14 protein-coding genes are annotated in these 15,814 nt (G+C 74.2%); 7 read left to right on the top strand and 7 right to left on the bottom strand.

Annotated elements, in window-relative coordinates; all coding sequences use genetic code 11:
* Window positions 1-68: 68 nt before the first annotated feature.
* The 6 genes from RM779_RS17380 (at window position 69) to RM779_RS17355 (ending at window position 5,492) form a co-directional block, all read left to right on the top strand.
* On the top strand, window positions 69-656 hold the full coding sequence (locus RM779_RS17380; protein WP_311618621.1) for a TMEM165/GDT1 family protein: 588 nt from the start codon (window positions 69-71) through the stop codon (window positions 654-656).
* 125 nt (window positions 657-781) lie between these two features.
* The gene (locus RM779_RS17375) at window positions 782-1,543 is read left to right on the top strand and encodes a ThuA domain-containing protein (protein ID WP_311618620.1); all 762 of its coding nucleotides are present in this window, start codon (window positions 782-784) and stop codon (window positions 1,541-1,543) included.
* Window positions 1,540-2,619: a Gfo/Idh/MocA family protein gene (locus tag RM779_RS17370; RefSeq protein WP_311618619.1), complete on the top strand. Its 1,080-nt coding sequence runs from the start codon at window positions 1,540-1,542 to the stop codon at window positions 2,617-2,619. Before RM779_RS17375 ends, RM779_RS17370 begins: the two co-directional genes overlap by 4 nt.
* A gap of 225 nt (window positions 2,620-2,844) precedes the next feature.
* The gene (locus RM779_RS17365) at window positions 2,845-3,177 is read left to right on the top strand and encodes a histone-like nucleoid-structuring protein Lsr2 (RefSeq protein WP_077057707.1); all 333 of its coding nucleotides are present in this window, start codon (window positions 2,845-2,847) and stop codon (window positions 3,175-3,177) included.
* 234 nt (window positions 3,178-3,411) lie between these two features.
* Complete coding sequence (locus tag RM779_RS17360; protein WP_311618618.1) at window positions 3,412-4,083, top strand: AIM24 family protein; 672 nt, start codon at window positions 3,412-3,414, stop codon at window positions 4,081-4,083.
* Window positions 4,084-4,478: 395 nt separating this feature from the next.
* Complete coding sequence (locus RM779_RS17355) at window positions 4,479-5,492, top strand: helix-turn-helix transcriptional regulator (protein ID WP_311618617.1); 1,014 nt, start codon at window positions 4,479-4,481, stop codon at window positions 5,490-5,492.
* On the opposite strand, the gene RM779_RS17350 is transcribed toward RM779_RS17355, so the two are convergent.
* Window positions 5,453-6,751: an amidohydrolase gene (locus tag RM779_RS17350; RefSeq protein WP_311618616.1), complete on the bottom strand. Its 1,299-nt coding sequence runs from the start codon at window positions 6,749-6,751 to the stop codon at window positions 5,453-5,455. The two genes, RM779_RS17355 and RM779_RS17350, sit on opposite strands and share 40 nt — an antisense overlap.
* A gap of 190 nt (window positions 6,752-6,941) precedes the next feature.
* Here RM779_RS17350 and RM779_RS17345 point away from each other — a divergent pair, with 190 nt between their 5' ends.
* Entirely contained in the window at window positions 6,942-7,118 is a 177-nt protein-coding gene (locus RM779_RS17345; protein WP_077057703.1) for a thiazolylpeptide-type bacteriocin, read from the top strand.
* A 99-nt stretch (window positions 7,119-7,217) separates the two neighbouring features.
* Here the strand turns inward: RM779_RS17345 and RM779_RS17340 are convergent, their stop codons facing one another.
* The 6 genes from RM779_RS17340 to RM779_RS17315 are packed head-to-tail and all read right to left on the bottom strand — an operon-like array spanning window position 7,218 to window position 15,797.
* A complete protein-coding gene (locus RM779_RS17340) occupies window positions 7,218-9,125 on the bottom strand; it encodes a TOMM precursor leader peptide-binding protein (RefSeq protein WP_311618615.1) in 1,908 nt (635 codons plus the stop codon).
* On the bottom strand, window positions 9,122-9,877 hold the full coding sequence (locus RM779_RS17335; protein ID WP_311618614.1) for an ABC transporter permease: 756 nt from the start codon (window positions 9,875-9,877) through the stop codon (window positions 9,122-9,124). The genes RM779_RS17340 and RM779_RS17335 overlap by 4 nt, the downstream gene beginning before the upstream one ends.
* A gap of 52 nt (window positions 9,878-9,929) precedes the next feature.
* A complete protein-coding gene (locus RM779_RS17330) occupies window positions 9,930-10,853 on the bottom strand; it encodes an ABC transporter ATP-binding protein (protein WP_311618613.1) in 924 nt (307 codons plus the stop codon).
* A 23-nt stretch (window positions 10,854-10,876) separates the two neighbouring features.
* Window positions 10,877-11,998: a peptidase M50 gene (locus RM779_RS17325; RefSeq protein ID WP_394813319.1), complete on the bottom strand. Its 1,122-nt coding sequence runs from the start codon at window positions 11,996-11,998 to the stop codon at window positions 10,877-10,879.
* Window positions 11,986-13,032, bottom strand: coding sequence for a lantibiotic dehydratase C-terminal domain-containing protein (locus RM779_RS17320; protein ID WP_311618611.1), 1,047 nt, complete (start codon window positions 13,030-13,032; stop codon window positions 11,986-11,988). Before RM779_RS17320 ends, RM779_RS17325 begins: the two co-directional genes overlap by 13 nt.
* Window positions 13,029-15,797, bottom strand: coding sequence for a lantibiotic dehydratase (locus tag RM779_RS17315; protein ID WP_311618610.1), 2,769 nt, complete (start codon window positions 15,795-15,797; stop codon window positions 13,029-13,031). The genes RM779_RS17320 and RM779_RS17315 overlap by 4 nt, the downstream gene beginning before the upstream one ends.
* Window positions 15,798-15,814: the final 17 nt, after the last annotated feature.

The raw sequence follows: 15,814 nt of genomic DNA, 5'->3' as shown, positions 1-15,814 counted from the left end.
TCCCCGGCCCCCCGCGAGGGGCGTCACGTGAGCGCCGCGCGACCCGGCCCTCACAGAAAGCCAACGGAATGTCGCTCGACCTCCTGGCGGTGCTCACCGCCTTCGGTCTGATCTTCCTCGCGGAGCTTCCCGACAAGACGATGTTCGCGTCGCTGGCCATGGGCACCCGCATGCGCCCGCTGTACGTGTGGTTCGGCACGTCCACCGCGTTCGTCGTGCACGTGGCCATCGCCGTCGGCGCGGGCAGCCTGATCGGGCTGCTGCCCGACTGGTCCGTCCGGCTCGTGTCCGCGGTCCTCTTCGGCTTCGGCGCGTTCCTGCTGCTGCGCGGCGGCGGTGACGACGACGAGGAGGGCGGCGGCGCGGCCCGGACGGTGACCGGTTTCCTCCCCGTCTACACCACTGCTTTCATGGCTGTGTTCATCAGCGAATGGGGCGACCTGACGCAGATCACCACCGCGAATCTCGCCGCCACGAACGACGCGCTGTCCACCTCCATCGGCGCCGCCGCGGCCCTGATGAGCGTCTCCGCGCTGGCCCTGATCGTGGGCCGCTTCATCGCGCGGCGCGTTCCGCTGAAGACCGTCCAGCGCATCGGCGGCGTGTGCATGCTCGGCCTGGCCGTCTGGTCCCTCGTCGAGGTTTTCGCAGGCTGACCGCGGGCGCGCGTGCCTCGCCGCCCGCCTGCCGGCCGAGGCGCTCGCCACACCGCGTGCCGCGTTCGCCGGCCGGCCCGGCGGGTAGGGTCCCGCGGGACCACAACACGGAGGTAGGAACGACCATGACCGGCTCGACGACACCGCGCGCCCCGCGGGTGACCGTGTGGAACGAGAACGTTCACGAAACCACGGAGCCCGGCGTTCGCGCGCGCTACCCCGACGGCATCCACGGCGAGATCGCCGCGGCGGTGGCCGAGCACGTGCCGGACGCCACCGTCCGCACCGCCACCCTCGCCGATCCGGAGCACGGCCTGACCGAGGAGGTGCTCGCCGCGACCGACGTGCTGACCTGGTGGGGGCACGCGGCGCACGACCGGGTGGACGACGCCGTGGTCGAACGCGTGCAGCGGCACGTGCTGGGCGGTATGGGCCTGGTGGTGCTGCACTCGGGACACTTCTCGAAGATCTTCAAGGCCCTGATGGGTACCACCTGCGCCCTGGACTGGCGCGGCGGGCACGACAGGGAACTGGTGTGGACCGTCGACCCCACGCACCCCATCGCCGAGGGCGTACCCAGCCCGTTGATCATCCCCGAGCAGGAGATGTACGGCGAGTTCTTCGACATACCCGCCCCCGACGAGCTGGTGTTCATCAGCTCCTTCAGCGGCGGCGAGGTCTTCCGCTCCGGATGCACCTTCCGCCGCGGGCGCGGCCGGATCTTCTACTTCAGCCCCGGCGACCAGGAGTACCCCGTCTACCACCACCCGGACGTGCGCCGCGTCGTGGCCAACGGCGTCCGCTGGGCCGAGCAGCGGGGCGTTCCGCGCCGGGCGCCCGAGCTGCACCGGCGCGCCACCGGCTGGTACGAGGAGCGGGAGCGATGACCGCGCCGCCCCCGTTCGCCACCGTGCCGGGCGACGAGCCGCTGCGCGTCCTGCTGGTCGGCGCCGGCGGCATGGGCCGGGCCTGGCTGCGCACCATCGCGGCCGACGCCCGGGTGGCCCTCGCCGGGGTGGTGGACCTCGACCCGGCGGCGGCCCGCAGGGCACTCGCCGAGGAGCCGGGCACGGACGCGGTGCCGGTGGGCACCTCGCTCGGCGAGGTCGCCGCGCGCGGCGGTGCCCAGGCGGTCATCGACGTCACCGTTCCCGCGGCCCACCTGCCCGTCACCCTTGAGGCCCTGGACCTCGGCCTTCCCGTGCTCGGCGAGAAGCCGCTCGCCGCCGACCTGGCGCAGGCCACTGTGCTGGTGAAGGCGGCCGAGGACAGCGGGCTGCTGTTCATGGTCAGCCAGAACCGCAGGTACGACCGCAGGCTGTGGGCCCTGAAGGCCCAGGCCGCCCGGCTGGGCGAACTGGGGGTCCTCACTCAGGAGTTCTTCAGGGCGCCGCGGTTCGGCGGCTTCCGGGACGCCATGGATCACCCGCTGATCCTCGACATGGCGGTGCACAATTTCGACGCCGCGCGCTTCGTCCTCGACCGCGATCCCGTCGCCGTCTACTGCGACGAGTACAACCCGCCGTGGAGCTGGTACCGCGGCGACGCCTCCGCCACCGCCGTCTTCGAAATGACCGGCGGCGTCCGCTTCGTCTACACCGGAAGCTGGTGCGCCGACGGCCTGGAGACCTCGTGGAACAGCCGGTGGCGGCTCGGCGGCGCCCGCGGCAGCGCCATCTGGGACGGCGAGGGCGAGCCCGAGGTGGAGATCGCGCACGGCCCGGCCGGTCCCGGGCCCGTGGCGCCGCCGCTCCCCGGCGCGGGCACGGCGGGTTCGCTGACCGAGTTCGTGACCGCGCTGCGCACCGGGCGGATGCCGATGGGGGAGTGCCACGACAACCTGCTGAGCCTGGCCATGGTGTATGCCGCCATCGCCTCCTCGGCCACGCGGGCCCGGGTGCAGGTCGCGGACGTGCTGCGCGCCGCGCGCGCGGAGGCGGGCATCCCTGCCGAGGTGCCATAACGTCCCGCGAAGAAAACGGAAAGCGGATTTCCCGGATATCCGCAACCGGGTGAATTCCGGCCGTAGTCACCCGTGTTCCCGTTCCTGGCGCCCCGTCATGGCACAACGGGGCGCCGCCCGCGGCGGGATCGCGGTCAACGGGAACGGCGGGCGCGTGCGTCCCCGATGTGACGCGCCTTCCCCGGCGTATATGGACCGCCACTCCATTGGCCGTATACTCCGGCCATGGCTAGGAAAGTTGTCACAATCTACACCGATGACCTCACCGGCGAAGACACGGATGAGGTCAGCACGCATACCTTCGCCATCGATGGCGTGAACTACGAGATCGACCTTGCGCCGGACTCGTTCGACCAGTTCCTCTCGGCGATGGGCCCGTTCGTCAACAAGGCGAGGAAGACCGGCAGGACGCAGCGAGCGGGCGCCGCGGCCAAGCGGGCGCCGCAAACGGTGGACACCGCCAGGATTCGCCAGTGGGCCAAGGAGAATGGGTACGAGGTGAACGAGCGCGGACGGGTCCCGGCCAATGTCCGCGAGGCGTACGAGAAGGCACACTGACGCGGATCGGGTCACCCCGCCGCACGCGGCGCCCTTCCTCCCGCACGGAGGGGAAGGGAGCCGTTGCCCCGCCGTGCCCCGGATGCGGTGGCTCCCGGGGGCCGGCTGACCGGAAACCGCCCACGGTTGATATCGGGACAAAGGAGGGCGAACCACCCGCATCCGCACCGGTATCGCCGCTCACCTGTGCGGTTCCCCTCCGCCCGAGCGGCCCATCGGCGTACGATCTGCGCCGTGCGTAGCGACCTTTTCAAAGCCGAATACCAGGCCCAGCCGCCGACCGAGTCGGGCATGAGCCTGCAACACCACAAGGCGATCAAGTACGTCGTCGACGGCGAGTGCCATGCGCGCCAGGGTGCGATGGTGGCGTTCCGGGGCAATCTCCAATTCGAGGTGAAGCAGCAGGGCGTGGGCAACTTCCTCAAGCGTGCCGTCACGGGCGAGGGGCTTTCCCTCATGGCCGTGCGGGGGCAGGGGGAGGTGTGGTTCGCGCACAATGCCCACAGCTGTTTCGTCATAGACCTGGAGCAACAGGACAGCCTGACGATCAACGGCCGCAACGTCCTGTGCTTCGACCCCTCGCTCGCCTACGAGATCAAGATGGTGAGCGGCGCGGGGATGACCGGCGGCGGCCTGTTCAACTGTGTCTTCACCGGGCACGGCAGGATCGGGCTCACGTGCGACGGCGCCCCCATCGTCATCCCCGTGACCTCACAGGCGCCCGTCCATGTCGACACGGACGCGGTCGTCGGCTGGTCGAGCCAGTTGCACACCTCGATCAACCGCTCGCAGAGCATCAAGTCGATGCTGCGGGGCGGTTCGGGCGAGGTGTACCAACTCGTGCTCCAAGGCGAGGGTTTTGTGATAGTGCAACCCAGCGAGGCGCAGCCGGCCGTCGAAAAGTGAGCGCCATTCGACCCGTCGGACAAGGGAATTGAGGACCTTCTGACGCGTCTTTCCCCGGGCGCGCGCTTCCCGCGTCGCCGCCCCGCCGCCCGGCCCGGAATGGGAACACCACTGGAGCGGCGCGTTCCGTGGTGGCGTGCGCCGGGCGCAGGCCCCCGTGCGCCCGGCGCGAGTTGGCTTCGTGCGCCCGGGGCGTTCCGGGATGCCCGGAGTTGCCCCCGGCGGGCAGCACGGCGAACACAATGTGGCTCTCTGCGTTCGTCCGGTGTTCATCCGGGGACCATATGGGGCAGGAAATCATCGGTTCTGAGCCACCGGCGGGCCACTGCTCCCCTTACTCTGTGCCCTGCCGCAGTCCCCACAGCGTAGGAAGGTCGGCCGTGCAGGTGAATGAGATGGCTGTCTTCGGGGTCTCCAAATCGGAAGAAATGGTCTATCGGCACTTTCTGCGCCACCCAAATAGCGCGGCGGGCAATCTGCATCTGTCCCTCGACATCGCACAGGAGACGGCCCAGGAAGCCCTGGGGCGGCTGCTGCACCTGCGACTGCTCAGACCCGGGGACCCGCCCGAACTCCTCACGCCCGCCGACCCCGAGACCGCGGTCGCCCGGCTGACCCAGCTGCGCCTGCGCCACCTGTACCAGGAGGTGCAGCACATCACCACCTCGCACCACGTCGTCGCCGCGCTGCGCGCGGAGACGCGTCCCGGCCGGGCGCCGGCCGCCACGGGCGGCACCGTACGGCCCGACGCGATTCCCCCGGTGGAGCACCTCGGCGGCCTGCACGAGGTGACCAGCCGCATGGAGGACCTGACGTTCTTCGCCCGCGACGAGATCCTCTCCGCCGACCCGTGGGCCGCCGCCCCCGCGGGGCACGCCCGCCACGCCCAGGCACTCGACCTGCGGGCCCTGCGCCGCGGCGTCAAGCGCCGCATGGTCGTCCCCGCCGCCGCCCTCGACGACCGGCCGACGCTGGCCCGCCTGGCGGAACTCGTCGCGCACGGCGCGAGGATACGCGTCGTGGCCGAAGTCCCCGCCCACGCCGTGGTCTACGACCGCAGGGCCGCGCTGCTGCCGCAGGACCCGGGCGAGGCGGGCCACGAAGCCCTGCTGGTACACGGCGAGGTGCTGCTCGCCGGGGTGGTCGCGCTGTTCGAGAAGACCTGGGAACAGGCCGAGGACGTCCCCCTCGAACTGCGCCGCCCCGTCGACGAGGAGGCGGGGCTCTCCCCCGTGGAACTCCAGGTGCTGACCCTGATGTGCACGGTCGGCAAGGACGAGACCGGCGCCAGGGACCTCGGCGTCTCGGTCAGGACCTACCGGCGGTACGTCGCCGACGTCATGCGGCGCCTCGGCGCCTCGACCCGCGCTCAGGCCGCGCTGCTCGCCCGCGAGCGCGGTTGGATCTGACCGCCGCCGAGCACGCGCCGGGCGGCGCTCGCCATCGCCACGATGCCCGCGGGCAGCGCCGTGCGCACCTCGGGGGCGAACGCGGGGGAGTGGTTGCCGGGCACGGAAGCCCCGGCCCCGGTGCCGTCCGCAGCCTGTGCGGCGGCACGCAGACGGGCCGCCCCCACGGTGCCGAGCATCCAGTACCCGAGGCGGATGCCGCTCCCGCCGTGCAGCCCGGCCCCCGCCGGACCGAACCAGCCGAAGTCCTCGGTGGCCGCGGCCGGTGCCCAGCGCGTCACCCGCCCGGTCCCGAACGCCGCCAGGTGCGCCGCGCGTACCTCCTCGGTCAGCGCGGCGTCCGCCACCAGCGGCGGCGCGTGCGAGACCACCTCGAACCGCGGGGGCCGCGGGCAGCCGGACGCCTCGCTCTCCGCGGTCACCACCCGGCGCACGGCAGCCTCCATCCGCTTCAGCGCGGCCTCTCCGAACGCCCGTAGACTGATGCCGAGTTCGGCGTGGTCCGGCACCACATTGCTGCGTTCGCCCGCGCGCAGCCTGCCGACCGTCAGCACGGCCTGCTCCGCGGGCGGCGTCTCGCGCGAGACCACGCCCTGGAGGCGCAGCACCGCGGCGGCGGCCGCCACCACCGGATCGACCGTCAGGTGCGGGGCACCGGCGTGGCCGCCGGTGCCGTGCAGCACCGCGTCCACGGCCACGCTGCCCGCGAGCAGCGGGCCCAGGCCGTGCGCCACGGAGCCGGCGGGCAGCGTCGCGGTGTGCTGCGCCAGCACCGCGTCCGGCGTGCCGAACCGCTCGTACAGCCCGTCCCGCAGCATGGCCCTGGCCCCGTCGAGGGTTTCCTCCGCGGGCTGGCCCACCACCACGATCGTGCCGCCCGCGCCAGGTGCGGACTCGCGCGCCAGCAGGCGGGCGGCGCCGGCCAGCGCCGCGAGGTGCAGATCGTGACCGCAGGCGTGCATCGCGCCTGGCACGCGGCTGGCGTACCGCAGTCCGGTCTCCTCCGTCACCGGCAGCGCGTCCAACTCGGCCCGCAGCAGCACCGTCGGCCCGGGGCCGCGGCGCAGCACCGCGGCCACGCCGTGCCCGCCGATGCCGCGCGTGACGGCGTAGCCGTCGGCCGCGAGCCAGTCGGCGAAACGTTCCGCGGTGCGTTCCTCCGCGCCCGACAGCTCCGGGGCCATGTGCAGGCCGAGGTACAGCTCCAGGGCGGATTTGAGCACGGCGGCGGGCACCGTGACGGCGTCGGCCGTGGTCATCCGCGGCCCCCTCCCACCGTGGTCACCCCGGGCCGCCGCGCCGGCGCGCGGACACCCCGCTGACACCGGGTGTCAGCGGGGTGAGAGGGGTTGCGCGGCCGAACTGCCAGCGGCCTCAGGTGCAATGGGACGCAGTGCCGACGGCACGGAACGGCCCGCGGCCGTATGGAAGACGACCGAAGGAGCACCCATGAGCGACAAGTCCGAACTGTCCACGCTGGCCGACGAGATCCTGGAGCTGGAGTCGGAGACCTTCGAGATCTCCGACTACTCGGACGAGGCCGAGGTCGTCCTCGCCGGTTCGACATCCTGCTCCTCCACCTCGACCTGTTCCAGCACCACGAGCACCACCTCCTGCAGCGCCTGACCCGGCGTCCCGCACGGCGCGGCCCCCACCGGTGAATTCCCCCTCCCGGCGGGGGCCTGCGGCCGTTCCCCGCCGTGCCCGCCGCCGGGTGCGGCGCGTTCACGGGAACGGGTGCGGCGCGGCCGTGAAGCGGGCCCCGGCACCCGCGATCCGGCGCAGCCGCGGCATCCGCAGCGCGCGCTGCCGGTGCCAGCCGAAGTCGAGCGGCAGCAGCCCCGGCGCCAGCGTCGCCACCGTGCGCAGCCCGAACGACCGCTGCTCGGGCGTGGTCTGGTCGACGGCGATCGCGTCATGGCCTGCCGCGGCCAGTTCGGCGACGACGAGCCGCAGATCGTCCAGCAGATCGGACGTCCGCGGCCGGCCCCGCTCCCAGCCCGCGAACACCTCGGCGAGCGGCCGGCCGGGCCCCGCGCGCAGGAAGCCGTCCGCGTGGTGGGCCATGCGCGGCAGCCCGTACAGCTGCGCATGGTCCTGCAACTGCCGCACCAGACCGAAGTCCTCAGCCATCGCGTCGAGTTCGGCGCGCCGTTCGGCGACCTGCCACGGCAGGTGCGGGATGTAGGTGAGGACTTCGCTGAGCGCGTCCGCCACCGCCCGTTCCGGATCGAGGCCCGCCGCGGCGCCGAAGGACAGCAGTCCGGGGCCGCCGTCCCCGCGCACCGCGAGGCCGGTCACCACCGGGACCGCCAGGTCGCTGCGCACATCGAAGGCCCGCACGTCGTAGCCGAGCAGCGCGGCCCGGTCCAGCATGCCGCGCACGCGCGGGTCCGCGGGCGCGCCCAGGTCGAGCGGCACCGGCGGGCGGCGGCCGTACCAGGCAAGCAGGAACGCGTCCCGTTCGATCAGCTCCAGCAGGCCGAACAGCGCCGCCTCCGTCCAGCTGCCGCCGGTGGCACAGCCGTTGGAGCACTCGAACACGAAGTTGTCCGCCCGCACCCCGGCGCTGTAGTGGACGAGCCTGGCGGGCACCAGCACCGGCCGCTCCGCGCGCAGCGACCAGCCCCGCAGCCACGGGATCTCCCGGTCCGGGTCGAACGGCGCGACCATCGGGTCGTCCCGGTAGGTCTCCGGCGCGTAGAAGCCGCACGCCGCCGGGTCGAGCACGGCCGCCGCACCCTCGCGGCGCACCAGCGCGTGGTAGGAGCCGACGACGGGCAGCAGGCCGCGCCTGGCGTGGGTCCCCGCGTACCGCTCCAGGCCCTCCAGGTGGGCCAGCGTCCGGCTGGCTGCGTAACTGTCGGCCTGGCCGCTCCAGGTGACGTCGTTGAGCCCGGCATAGCCGCGCACGAAATTGCTGCCGGACACGGGCGCGGTGGTCGTCGAGGCCGGGTTGAGGTGGGTGCGTGCGCCCAGCACCCCGCACACCGGGTTGACCAGCGCCTGCGCGGGCAGCGGGTAGGCGCCGGCGGGCCTGGTGCGGTAGGTGCCGGGCGACGGCTTGGCCGCGGACGCGGGCACGGGCAGCGCCGCGTCGGCGCCGTCCGGGCGCGGTGTCACGCAGTGCGGGCACAGCGGCTCCGCCAGCAGCGGGAACGTCACCAGCGCCAGCGTCGCCAGGTCCACCCGCGTCACCCGCGGCAGCCCGTCCGCGGGCGGGCGCCCCGCACGGGCCAGCACGGCGCGGTGGGCCGCCCAGACCGCGTCCACGGCGTACGCCGTGAGCACCGGCCAGGCCGCGGCGCCCCGCGGCGCGAACGTGCCCTCCAGCGCCTCCCGTTCGGAACGGGTGCGCAGCCGCTGCCAGCGCATCGCCAGGCACCGGCCGCAGGCCGCCGACGCGGCCCGGCCGCCCCACGGGCCGAGGAGCACGGCGCGCGCCGACAGGTGCAGGCCGGCCGAGGGGCGGCGGGCCGCCCGCGGGTCGCCGTCCCGCGCCAGGGCGTCCGCGGCCCCGAGCGGCACCACGCACGGCTCGGGGCCCGGGCGGCCCCCGGCGGCCCAGCGCGTCCGCAACTCCGCCTGGAGCTGGGCGCATCCCGCGTCGAGCGGCGGGGTCGCGGTCGTCATGTCCGGTCGCTCCAGCGGAAGCTGCGCACGGCCAGCACGCCGAAGACGGCGCAGAACACGGCGAGTCCGCCCGCGGCGAGCGCCATGTCGCCGGTACCGCCCGAGCCGGTCAGGGCCGCGGACAGGCCGTCGTTGAGGTGGCGCAGCGGCAGGACCCACGACAGCGTCTGCATCCAGCCGGGCATCGCGTCCAGTGGGTAGAACGACCCGGACAGGAAGGCCATCGGCACCATCAGGCAGTTGGCGACCGCGGCCACCGCCTCGGGTGTGGTGGTGAACGAGCCGACGACCGCCCCAAGCGCGAGGAACGCGGTGATGCCGAGCACCAGCAGCGGCACCGCCAGCGGCCAGCCGCCGTCAAGACGCAGTCCGAACGCCGGCAGCATCGCCACCGCCACGAACAGCACCGCCTGCACCGCGCCGACGCCGAGCGCCAGCGTGAACCGGGAGCCGAGCACCGCGACAAGCGGCGCGGGCGTCATGCGGATCAGGCGCAGGATGTCGTCGCGCCGCCACTGCATCAGCATGAAGGCCACGCCGAACACCGCGGCGTTCGCCACCCCCCAGGACAGCACGCCGGGCGCGATGTAGCTGATGTACGGCCGTCCGCTCTCCTCGACGTCCTGCCCGCTGAAGATCAACCCGAAGACCACCAGGAACAGCAGTGGGAACGCGAACGTGAAGAAGAGGGTCGTCCGGTCCCTGGTGTAGGCCAGGTAACCGGCTCCCCGCAGCGCGGTGTAGGCGCTCATGGCGTGTGCTCCGTTCCGTCTCGGGCGGCTGCTGTCACCGCTGTCACCGCTGTCACGGCTGCTCGGTGAGGTGCAGGTAGACGTCCTCCAGGGTCGCGGTGCGCGTCTGCACGCCCGCGAGGCCCGCGACCTTCTCCACGGCCGCGAGCAGCGGGCCCGCGTCGCCGGTCTCCAGGACCACCGCGTCGCCGTCGAGCACCGCGCTGATCACGCCGGGCAGTTCGCCCGCCTCGGCCAGCGACAGGCGTTCCGCGGGCACCACCAGGCGCGTCGTGCTGCTGCTGCGCGCGATCAGCCGGTTCGGCGAGTCCAGCGCCGTGACGCGCCCGCGCGTCATGATGGCGACCCGGTCGCACAGCGCCTCCGCCTCGTCCAGGTGGTGCGTGGTGTAGACGATGGTGCGGCCAGCGCCCTTCAGGTCCCGCAGCACCTGCCACAGCGAGCGGCGCGCCTGCGGGTCGAGGGCGGCGGTCGGCTCGTCGAGGAACAGCAGCTCCGGATCGTGCACCAGGGCGGAGGCGATGGCGAGCCGCTGCCGCTGGCCGCCGGACAGGTCCTCGCCCCGCACGTCGGCCTGTTCACCGAGGCCGACCAGCGCCAGGGTCCGCGGCACGGCCGCCGGCTCCGCGCCGTAGAGCGCCGCGACGGTCGCCAGATGCTCGCGGGCCGTGAGCCGCACGAAGAACGCCGAGGTCTGGGTCTGCACCCCGAGCCGCGGCAGCAGCGCCCGGTTCCGCGGCCAGGGGCTCGCGCCCAGCACCGACACGGTGCCCGCGTCCGCCTGCCGCAGCCCCTCCATGATCTCCACGAGAGTCGTCTTGCCCGCGCCGTTGGGGCCGATCAGGCCGAAGAACTCGCCTCGGGCGACGGTGAACGAGACGCCGTCCACCGCACGCGTCTCCCGGTAGTGCTTGCGCACCTCGTTCAGGACGACCGCGGGGGCCGCCGGGTCGCCCGGGCCGGTTGTGCGGGACACGGGACTCTCCTTCCGACGTGTTCTCAACGGGTCAGCAGCGCGTGGACCAGCAGGACGAGCGCCGCGAGCAGCAGGCAGCAGACCACCACGGCGCACGCCCCGTAGGCGGTGTAGGCGAGCCGCGCCCGCCGTGGGTACCGCGCCGCCTCGGGCGACCTGCGCAGCGCCAGCGCGAGGTAGCGGCGGCTCGACTCGGCCAGCCTGGTCGCGCCGAACGCCTGGCTGACGATGGTGTAACCGTCCAGCGGCGGCAGGGGAACGAGCATCGCCAGCGCCTGGAGGCTGCCGAGGAACAGCAGCCCGGCCAGCGCCTCGCGGGTGGCGCCGGCCGGCGCGGCCAGCCACCAGGCGAAGAACGGCAGCAGGAACAGCAGATTGGCGACCGCGCCCGCGCCCGCCACCGCGATCCGATGCCGCCGCACCGACAGGTAGGGGTAGTCGTCCACCGTGCAATACATCATGATCACCGGCAGCCGCCAGCGCAGCCCGATCTCCCCGACCCGGCCGCCGTAGTGCCGGGCCGCCACCCCGTGCGCCAGTTCGTGCAGCGCCGTGGAGAACCACAGCAGCGTCGCCACACCCACCAGCAGCACCGGATTGCCGAACACCCGCGCCGCGCCGTCGAGCAGCGGCCCGAGATGCCACAGCAGCACCGCCTCCATCCCGGCCACGAGCGCCAGCAGCAGCACGGGCCACGGCCCGCGCAGCGCGAAGCCCGCCCTCCGGTGCAGCCGCCCCGCGGTCGCGTGCGCGTCCGCGACGAGCCGCACGCTGCCGTGCAGCGGCCCGTTCCGCGCCGCCCCGCCGGGCTTCTCCGGCGCCGCGGGCGCGGCGCCGCCGGGCTCGCCGGGCCCGCCGGTCAGCAGCCCGCGGCTGCCGAGCAGCGCGAGCAGCTGCCGCCAGTTGCCGTCCGCGAGCCGCCTGCCGAACGCGCCCGCGTAGGCGGTGCCGATCTCGCCGAGGGTCGCGTCGCCGTCCAGCCGCGCCATGAGGAACCGTTCCCTCGGCCCGACCTCGAACGACCGGCCGCTGACCGGGTCCTTCACCAGGTGCACCGTCTTCGGCCCGTGCAGCAGCGGCTCGCTGATCAGCACGTCGGGCCGCAGTCTCGGCCGCAGTCCGGCCAGAGCGCTCACCGCGCCCACTCCCCGGCGCGCGCGCCGCCCGGCAGCCGCAGGGCGCGGCCCAGCACGTGGGCCAAGTACGCCTCGTCCTGAATCGTGGCGTGCAGCCGGTTGTTGGTCATGTGCAGGTAGGGCGAGAGCAGCCGGACCAGCGCCTCGTCCGGGTCGGTGACCCGCTCCTCGCGTTCACCGTCCCAGGAGCGGAACACCAGATCGCCGCGCGCGGCCAGCTCCCGTACCCGCGCCCGCAGTTCGGCGCAGTGCGCCGCCCACCGCGCCAGGAACGCGGGCAGCCGGGCGCCGTCCTCGCCGGAGACGGCCGCGCGGATGCGGCGGTACCAGCGGGCCAGGTCCTCCGTCACCTCGTCGGCCTTCCGCTCGTACGCGGTGCTGCCGATGAAGCCGGTGCCGGGGAACGCGCGGTGCCAGAACGCGTAGTAGCTGTCCAGGTAGTCGGCGAGCTCCTCGTCGCCGCGCACGAAGGTCGCCGACATCACCAGCATCAGCTGCGCCGAGGTGCCGAGCAGCACCGTGCGCAGATGCAGGTTCTTCGTGCGGAACGCGTCGATCACCAGGTCGCTTGAGTGCTGGAAGTGCCACTCCGCGAGCGCCACGCCCGCCGGGCCGCCGTACTTGCCGTACTCCGGCTCGTACGGGAGCCAGCTGCGGGAATTGTTGGGACGCAGGTTCATCCGGCCGTCCGCGTCCAGGTACGCGGCACGTTCCGCACCGGGGAACTCGATGTCGAACAGCTGGTTGTAGAACTGGTTGAGGAAGCCGGAGTCCACCTCGTACAGCGCCGGCCGCCTGGCGAGGAACGTGTCGATCGCCTCCTCCGCGCGGTGCCGCACCTCGCCCTCGGCCCCCGGCCCGGAAGGCTTCAGCCGGAGCCGCACGTGCGGACCCTCCAGCCAGTAGTTGATGAAGAAGTGCCCGGCCAGCAGCCCGTCCGCGGTGAGCCGCGAGATCAGCGGACGGACGCAGGACAGCAGCATCGGGCGCGGGTTGGCCGCGTAGTAGATGTGGACGGCCTGCCACTCGCCGGTGCGGTTCACGGAACGTTCCCTTCTGCCTCGGGGCCGGCGGGCCCGGCCGGGCCGGGGCCCCGTACGGTCTCCACGGCCAGTTCGGTGACGTGCTCCCCGTCGTCGGCGGCGGTGTGCGGCCCGGCCTCGCCCGGCAGCGCCTCGCGCAGCACGACCCGCGCGCCCGGTTCCCGCACGAGCGCCTCGAACGCGGTGAGCGACAGCGGGCTGTCGAAGTCCACGTAACTCGGCTTGGCGCCGGTCGCGCCGCGCGCGTCGCCGCCCGAGACGGTCGCGAACACCCGCGCCGGCAGCCCCTGTTCGCGCCGCCACCGGTGCCAGCCGAGGAACCACCGCGCATCTCCCGCGCCCCGGGCGCGCGGCGGCAGCGCGGTGGCCGGCGCGCTCCAGCTGCGCCGGCTCAGCACCAGCCGCCCGTACCGCACCCGCGGGCGGCGGGTGACGCCCCCGCGCGGCAGGCCCTCGGGGACGCCGCCCCACACGTCGAGCGGCGCCATGGACGTGGGGGAGAGCAGCAGCAGCGTCCTGGGCACCTCCGGCAGGGCGAGCGGCACCAGGTAGCCGAGGTAGACGGGCACCACCTCGACGCCGAGCCGCAGCGACCGCAGGCGCAGCACGTCCGCGGCCGCGTCGTGCTCGATGACCAGGTCCTCAAGACCTATCCGGCACTCGGGCGGCACGCTGCTGCGCTCGCCGGGGCACACGATCTCGTAGTCGGTCAGCCGCCCGTGCAGGTTCAGGTTGCTGCTCACCGGGCCGCCGGTGACCTCCGCGAACACCGCGCCCGGCGGGGCGAGCCGGGCGGCGCGCTCCCGCAGCCCGGCCGCGAGGCCGGGCCCCCGCCCGGTGTCCAGGCAGTGCGTGAAGCGGCTGAACGGGAAGGACAGGCCGCCGTAAGCGCGGTTGAGCACCACCAGCGGGCCGTCCTGCCCGGCGCCGCCCGGCTCGGCGAGCTGTACGTGGTGGCAGTAGAGGGAAGGACCGGCGGGCAGCGGCGCTAGCTCGGCCGCCACCTCCGCGACCAGCGCCTCGTCCAGGACCAGCTCGCCGTCACCCTCGCCGTCACCGCCACCGTCGCCGCCGCCCGAGGCCGCCCACCTGGCCCGCATCCCGGCCACGAACGCGGCGCGCGCCGCGTCCAGCGCCTTCAGCTGCGGGAGCCCGAGCCAGTTCTCCTCCGGCACCGGATCGCCCGCGGCGTCGAACCGGGACCGCTTCGCCGTGAACGACAGATACTGGTCGAAGAAGTCCTCGTGGAAGTCGTTGATCAGACCGAGCAGATCCGCACAGCGCCCGCCGGACCCGTGGCGCGCGAGGAAGAAGCCCTTGAACGTCAGCCGCTGCGGCAGCGTCAGGTCGAACGCGGGCAGCAGCGGCTCGATCCCGCGGAGCGGGGCGGACAGCGCCGCGCGCAGCCGCGGCCCCGCGCCGGTCACCGCGGGGGCGACGACATCCTCGTACAGCACCGTGCGCGGCACCCGTGGCGGCGCGCCCAGATCCCGCTGCACCCCGGCGAGGTGCCCGCGCAGGGCGGCGAGCAGGGCGCGCCGTTCGGCCGGGCCGGCCCCCGGGTACCGGTCGAGGCAGTCGGCGGCCCCGGCCAGCGCGTCGGCCGTGCGGTCCGCCCACTCCCGGCCGAGCGCGCGCAGCGCGCGGCGGAAGGCGTCCAGCGGGTCGGTGTCGTGCACGTCCACCGTCAGGCACGGCACCTGGAGCATCCCCACGTCGAGCAGCGCCGCCAGGTACGCCTCCGCCTCCGCCTCCGGCACCTGCTGGTCGGCGGCCAGCAGGCGGGCCAGCTCGCCGTGGCGGGGCTCGGGACGTTCGGCGAAGAACGCCAGCATCCGCTCCAGGGCGCCGCTGCGGCGCAGGAAGAACAGCCGGTCCTTGACGGTGTCGAACGTGACGGCCGTGTCGTCCTCGCCCGTCGTCACCCAGCGGCGCACGTACCGCACCCGTTCCTCGTCGCGGCCCCAGCCGGAGGCGGGCGTCACCGGCAGGTCGGCGCGGCGCGCCGGGTCGGCCACGACGGCCTGCGCGATCCTGCCGAGCACCGCCACGTTCAGCCGCGGGTGGCTCGTCCAGGCGCCCGCGGTGGCGAGCGCGCCGCCCGCGTCCTGCGCCTCGGAGAAGGCGCCGAGCGCCACGGCCGTGAAGGAGCTGAACGGGCTGGTCTTGCACGCCGTGCGGTACAGGTAGGCCAGCAGCGACCGTTCGATCTTCCGGCTCCGCTTGTCCGCGCCCTCCGCCGGGGCGGCGAGCCAGCCGTCGAGCTGCGCGTCCAGTGCGGGCGACGCGAGCAGCAGCCCGTCCCGCAGCCGCGGCCCGGCGGCCAGGCGGCGCAGCTCCGCGCGGGTGCGCGCGGTCTCGGCCGCCAGCAGGTCCGCGCCGGCCGCCTCCCGTTCGGCGAGCGCGAGGCGGTCCGACAGCCAGCGGCCGAACGCGTCCCCGGCCGCCGGGTCCAGCCGTGCCACCAGGCCGAGGGCGGCGTCCCGGTCGGCGGGCAGCCGGTTGTTGAACACCTCGCGGCGCAGCCGCAGCAGCGCGCGCCGCGCCGCCTCGTCGGCCAGGCCGCCGACCACCCCGTGCAGCAGGTCCCCGACGCGCTCGCCCTCGGCCGCGAGCCGCGCTTCCCGCGTCAGCACCTCGTCCGCCCAGCGCCGCGCCTCCGGCGAGCGCAGCAGCCGCACGGCCCCGGTCGGCAGCCCGGCGACGCGCGCCACGAACCGGGGGCCGAGCTGCCAGTCCCCGCCGGTGTCCACCGTGCCGTCCATGGTCACTCCTCGTCCCG

The organism is Streptomyces johnsoniae, from assembly GCF_031845565.1.
Lineage (GTDB): Bacteria > Actinomycetota > Actinomycetes > Streptomycetales > Streptomycetaceae > Streptomyces > Streptomyces johnsoniae.
The sequence above is the reverse complement of the archived record's forward strand: the minus strand, read 5'-3'. Positions and strand labels throughout refer to the sequence as shown.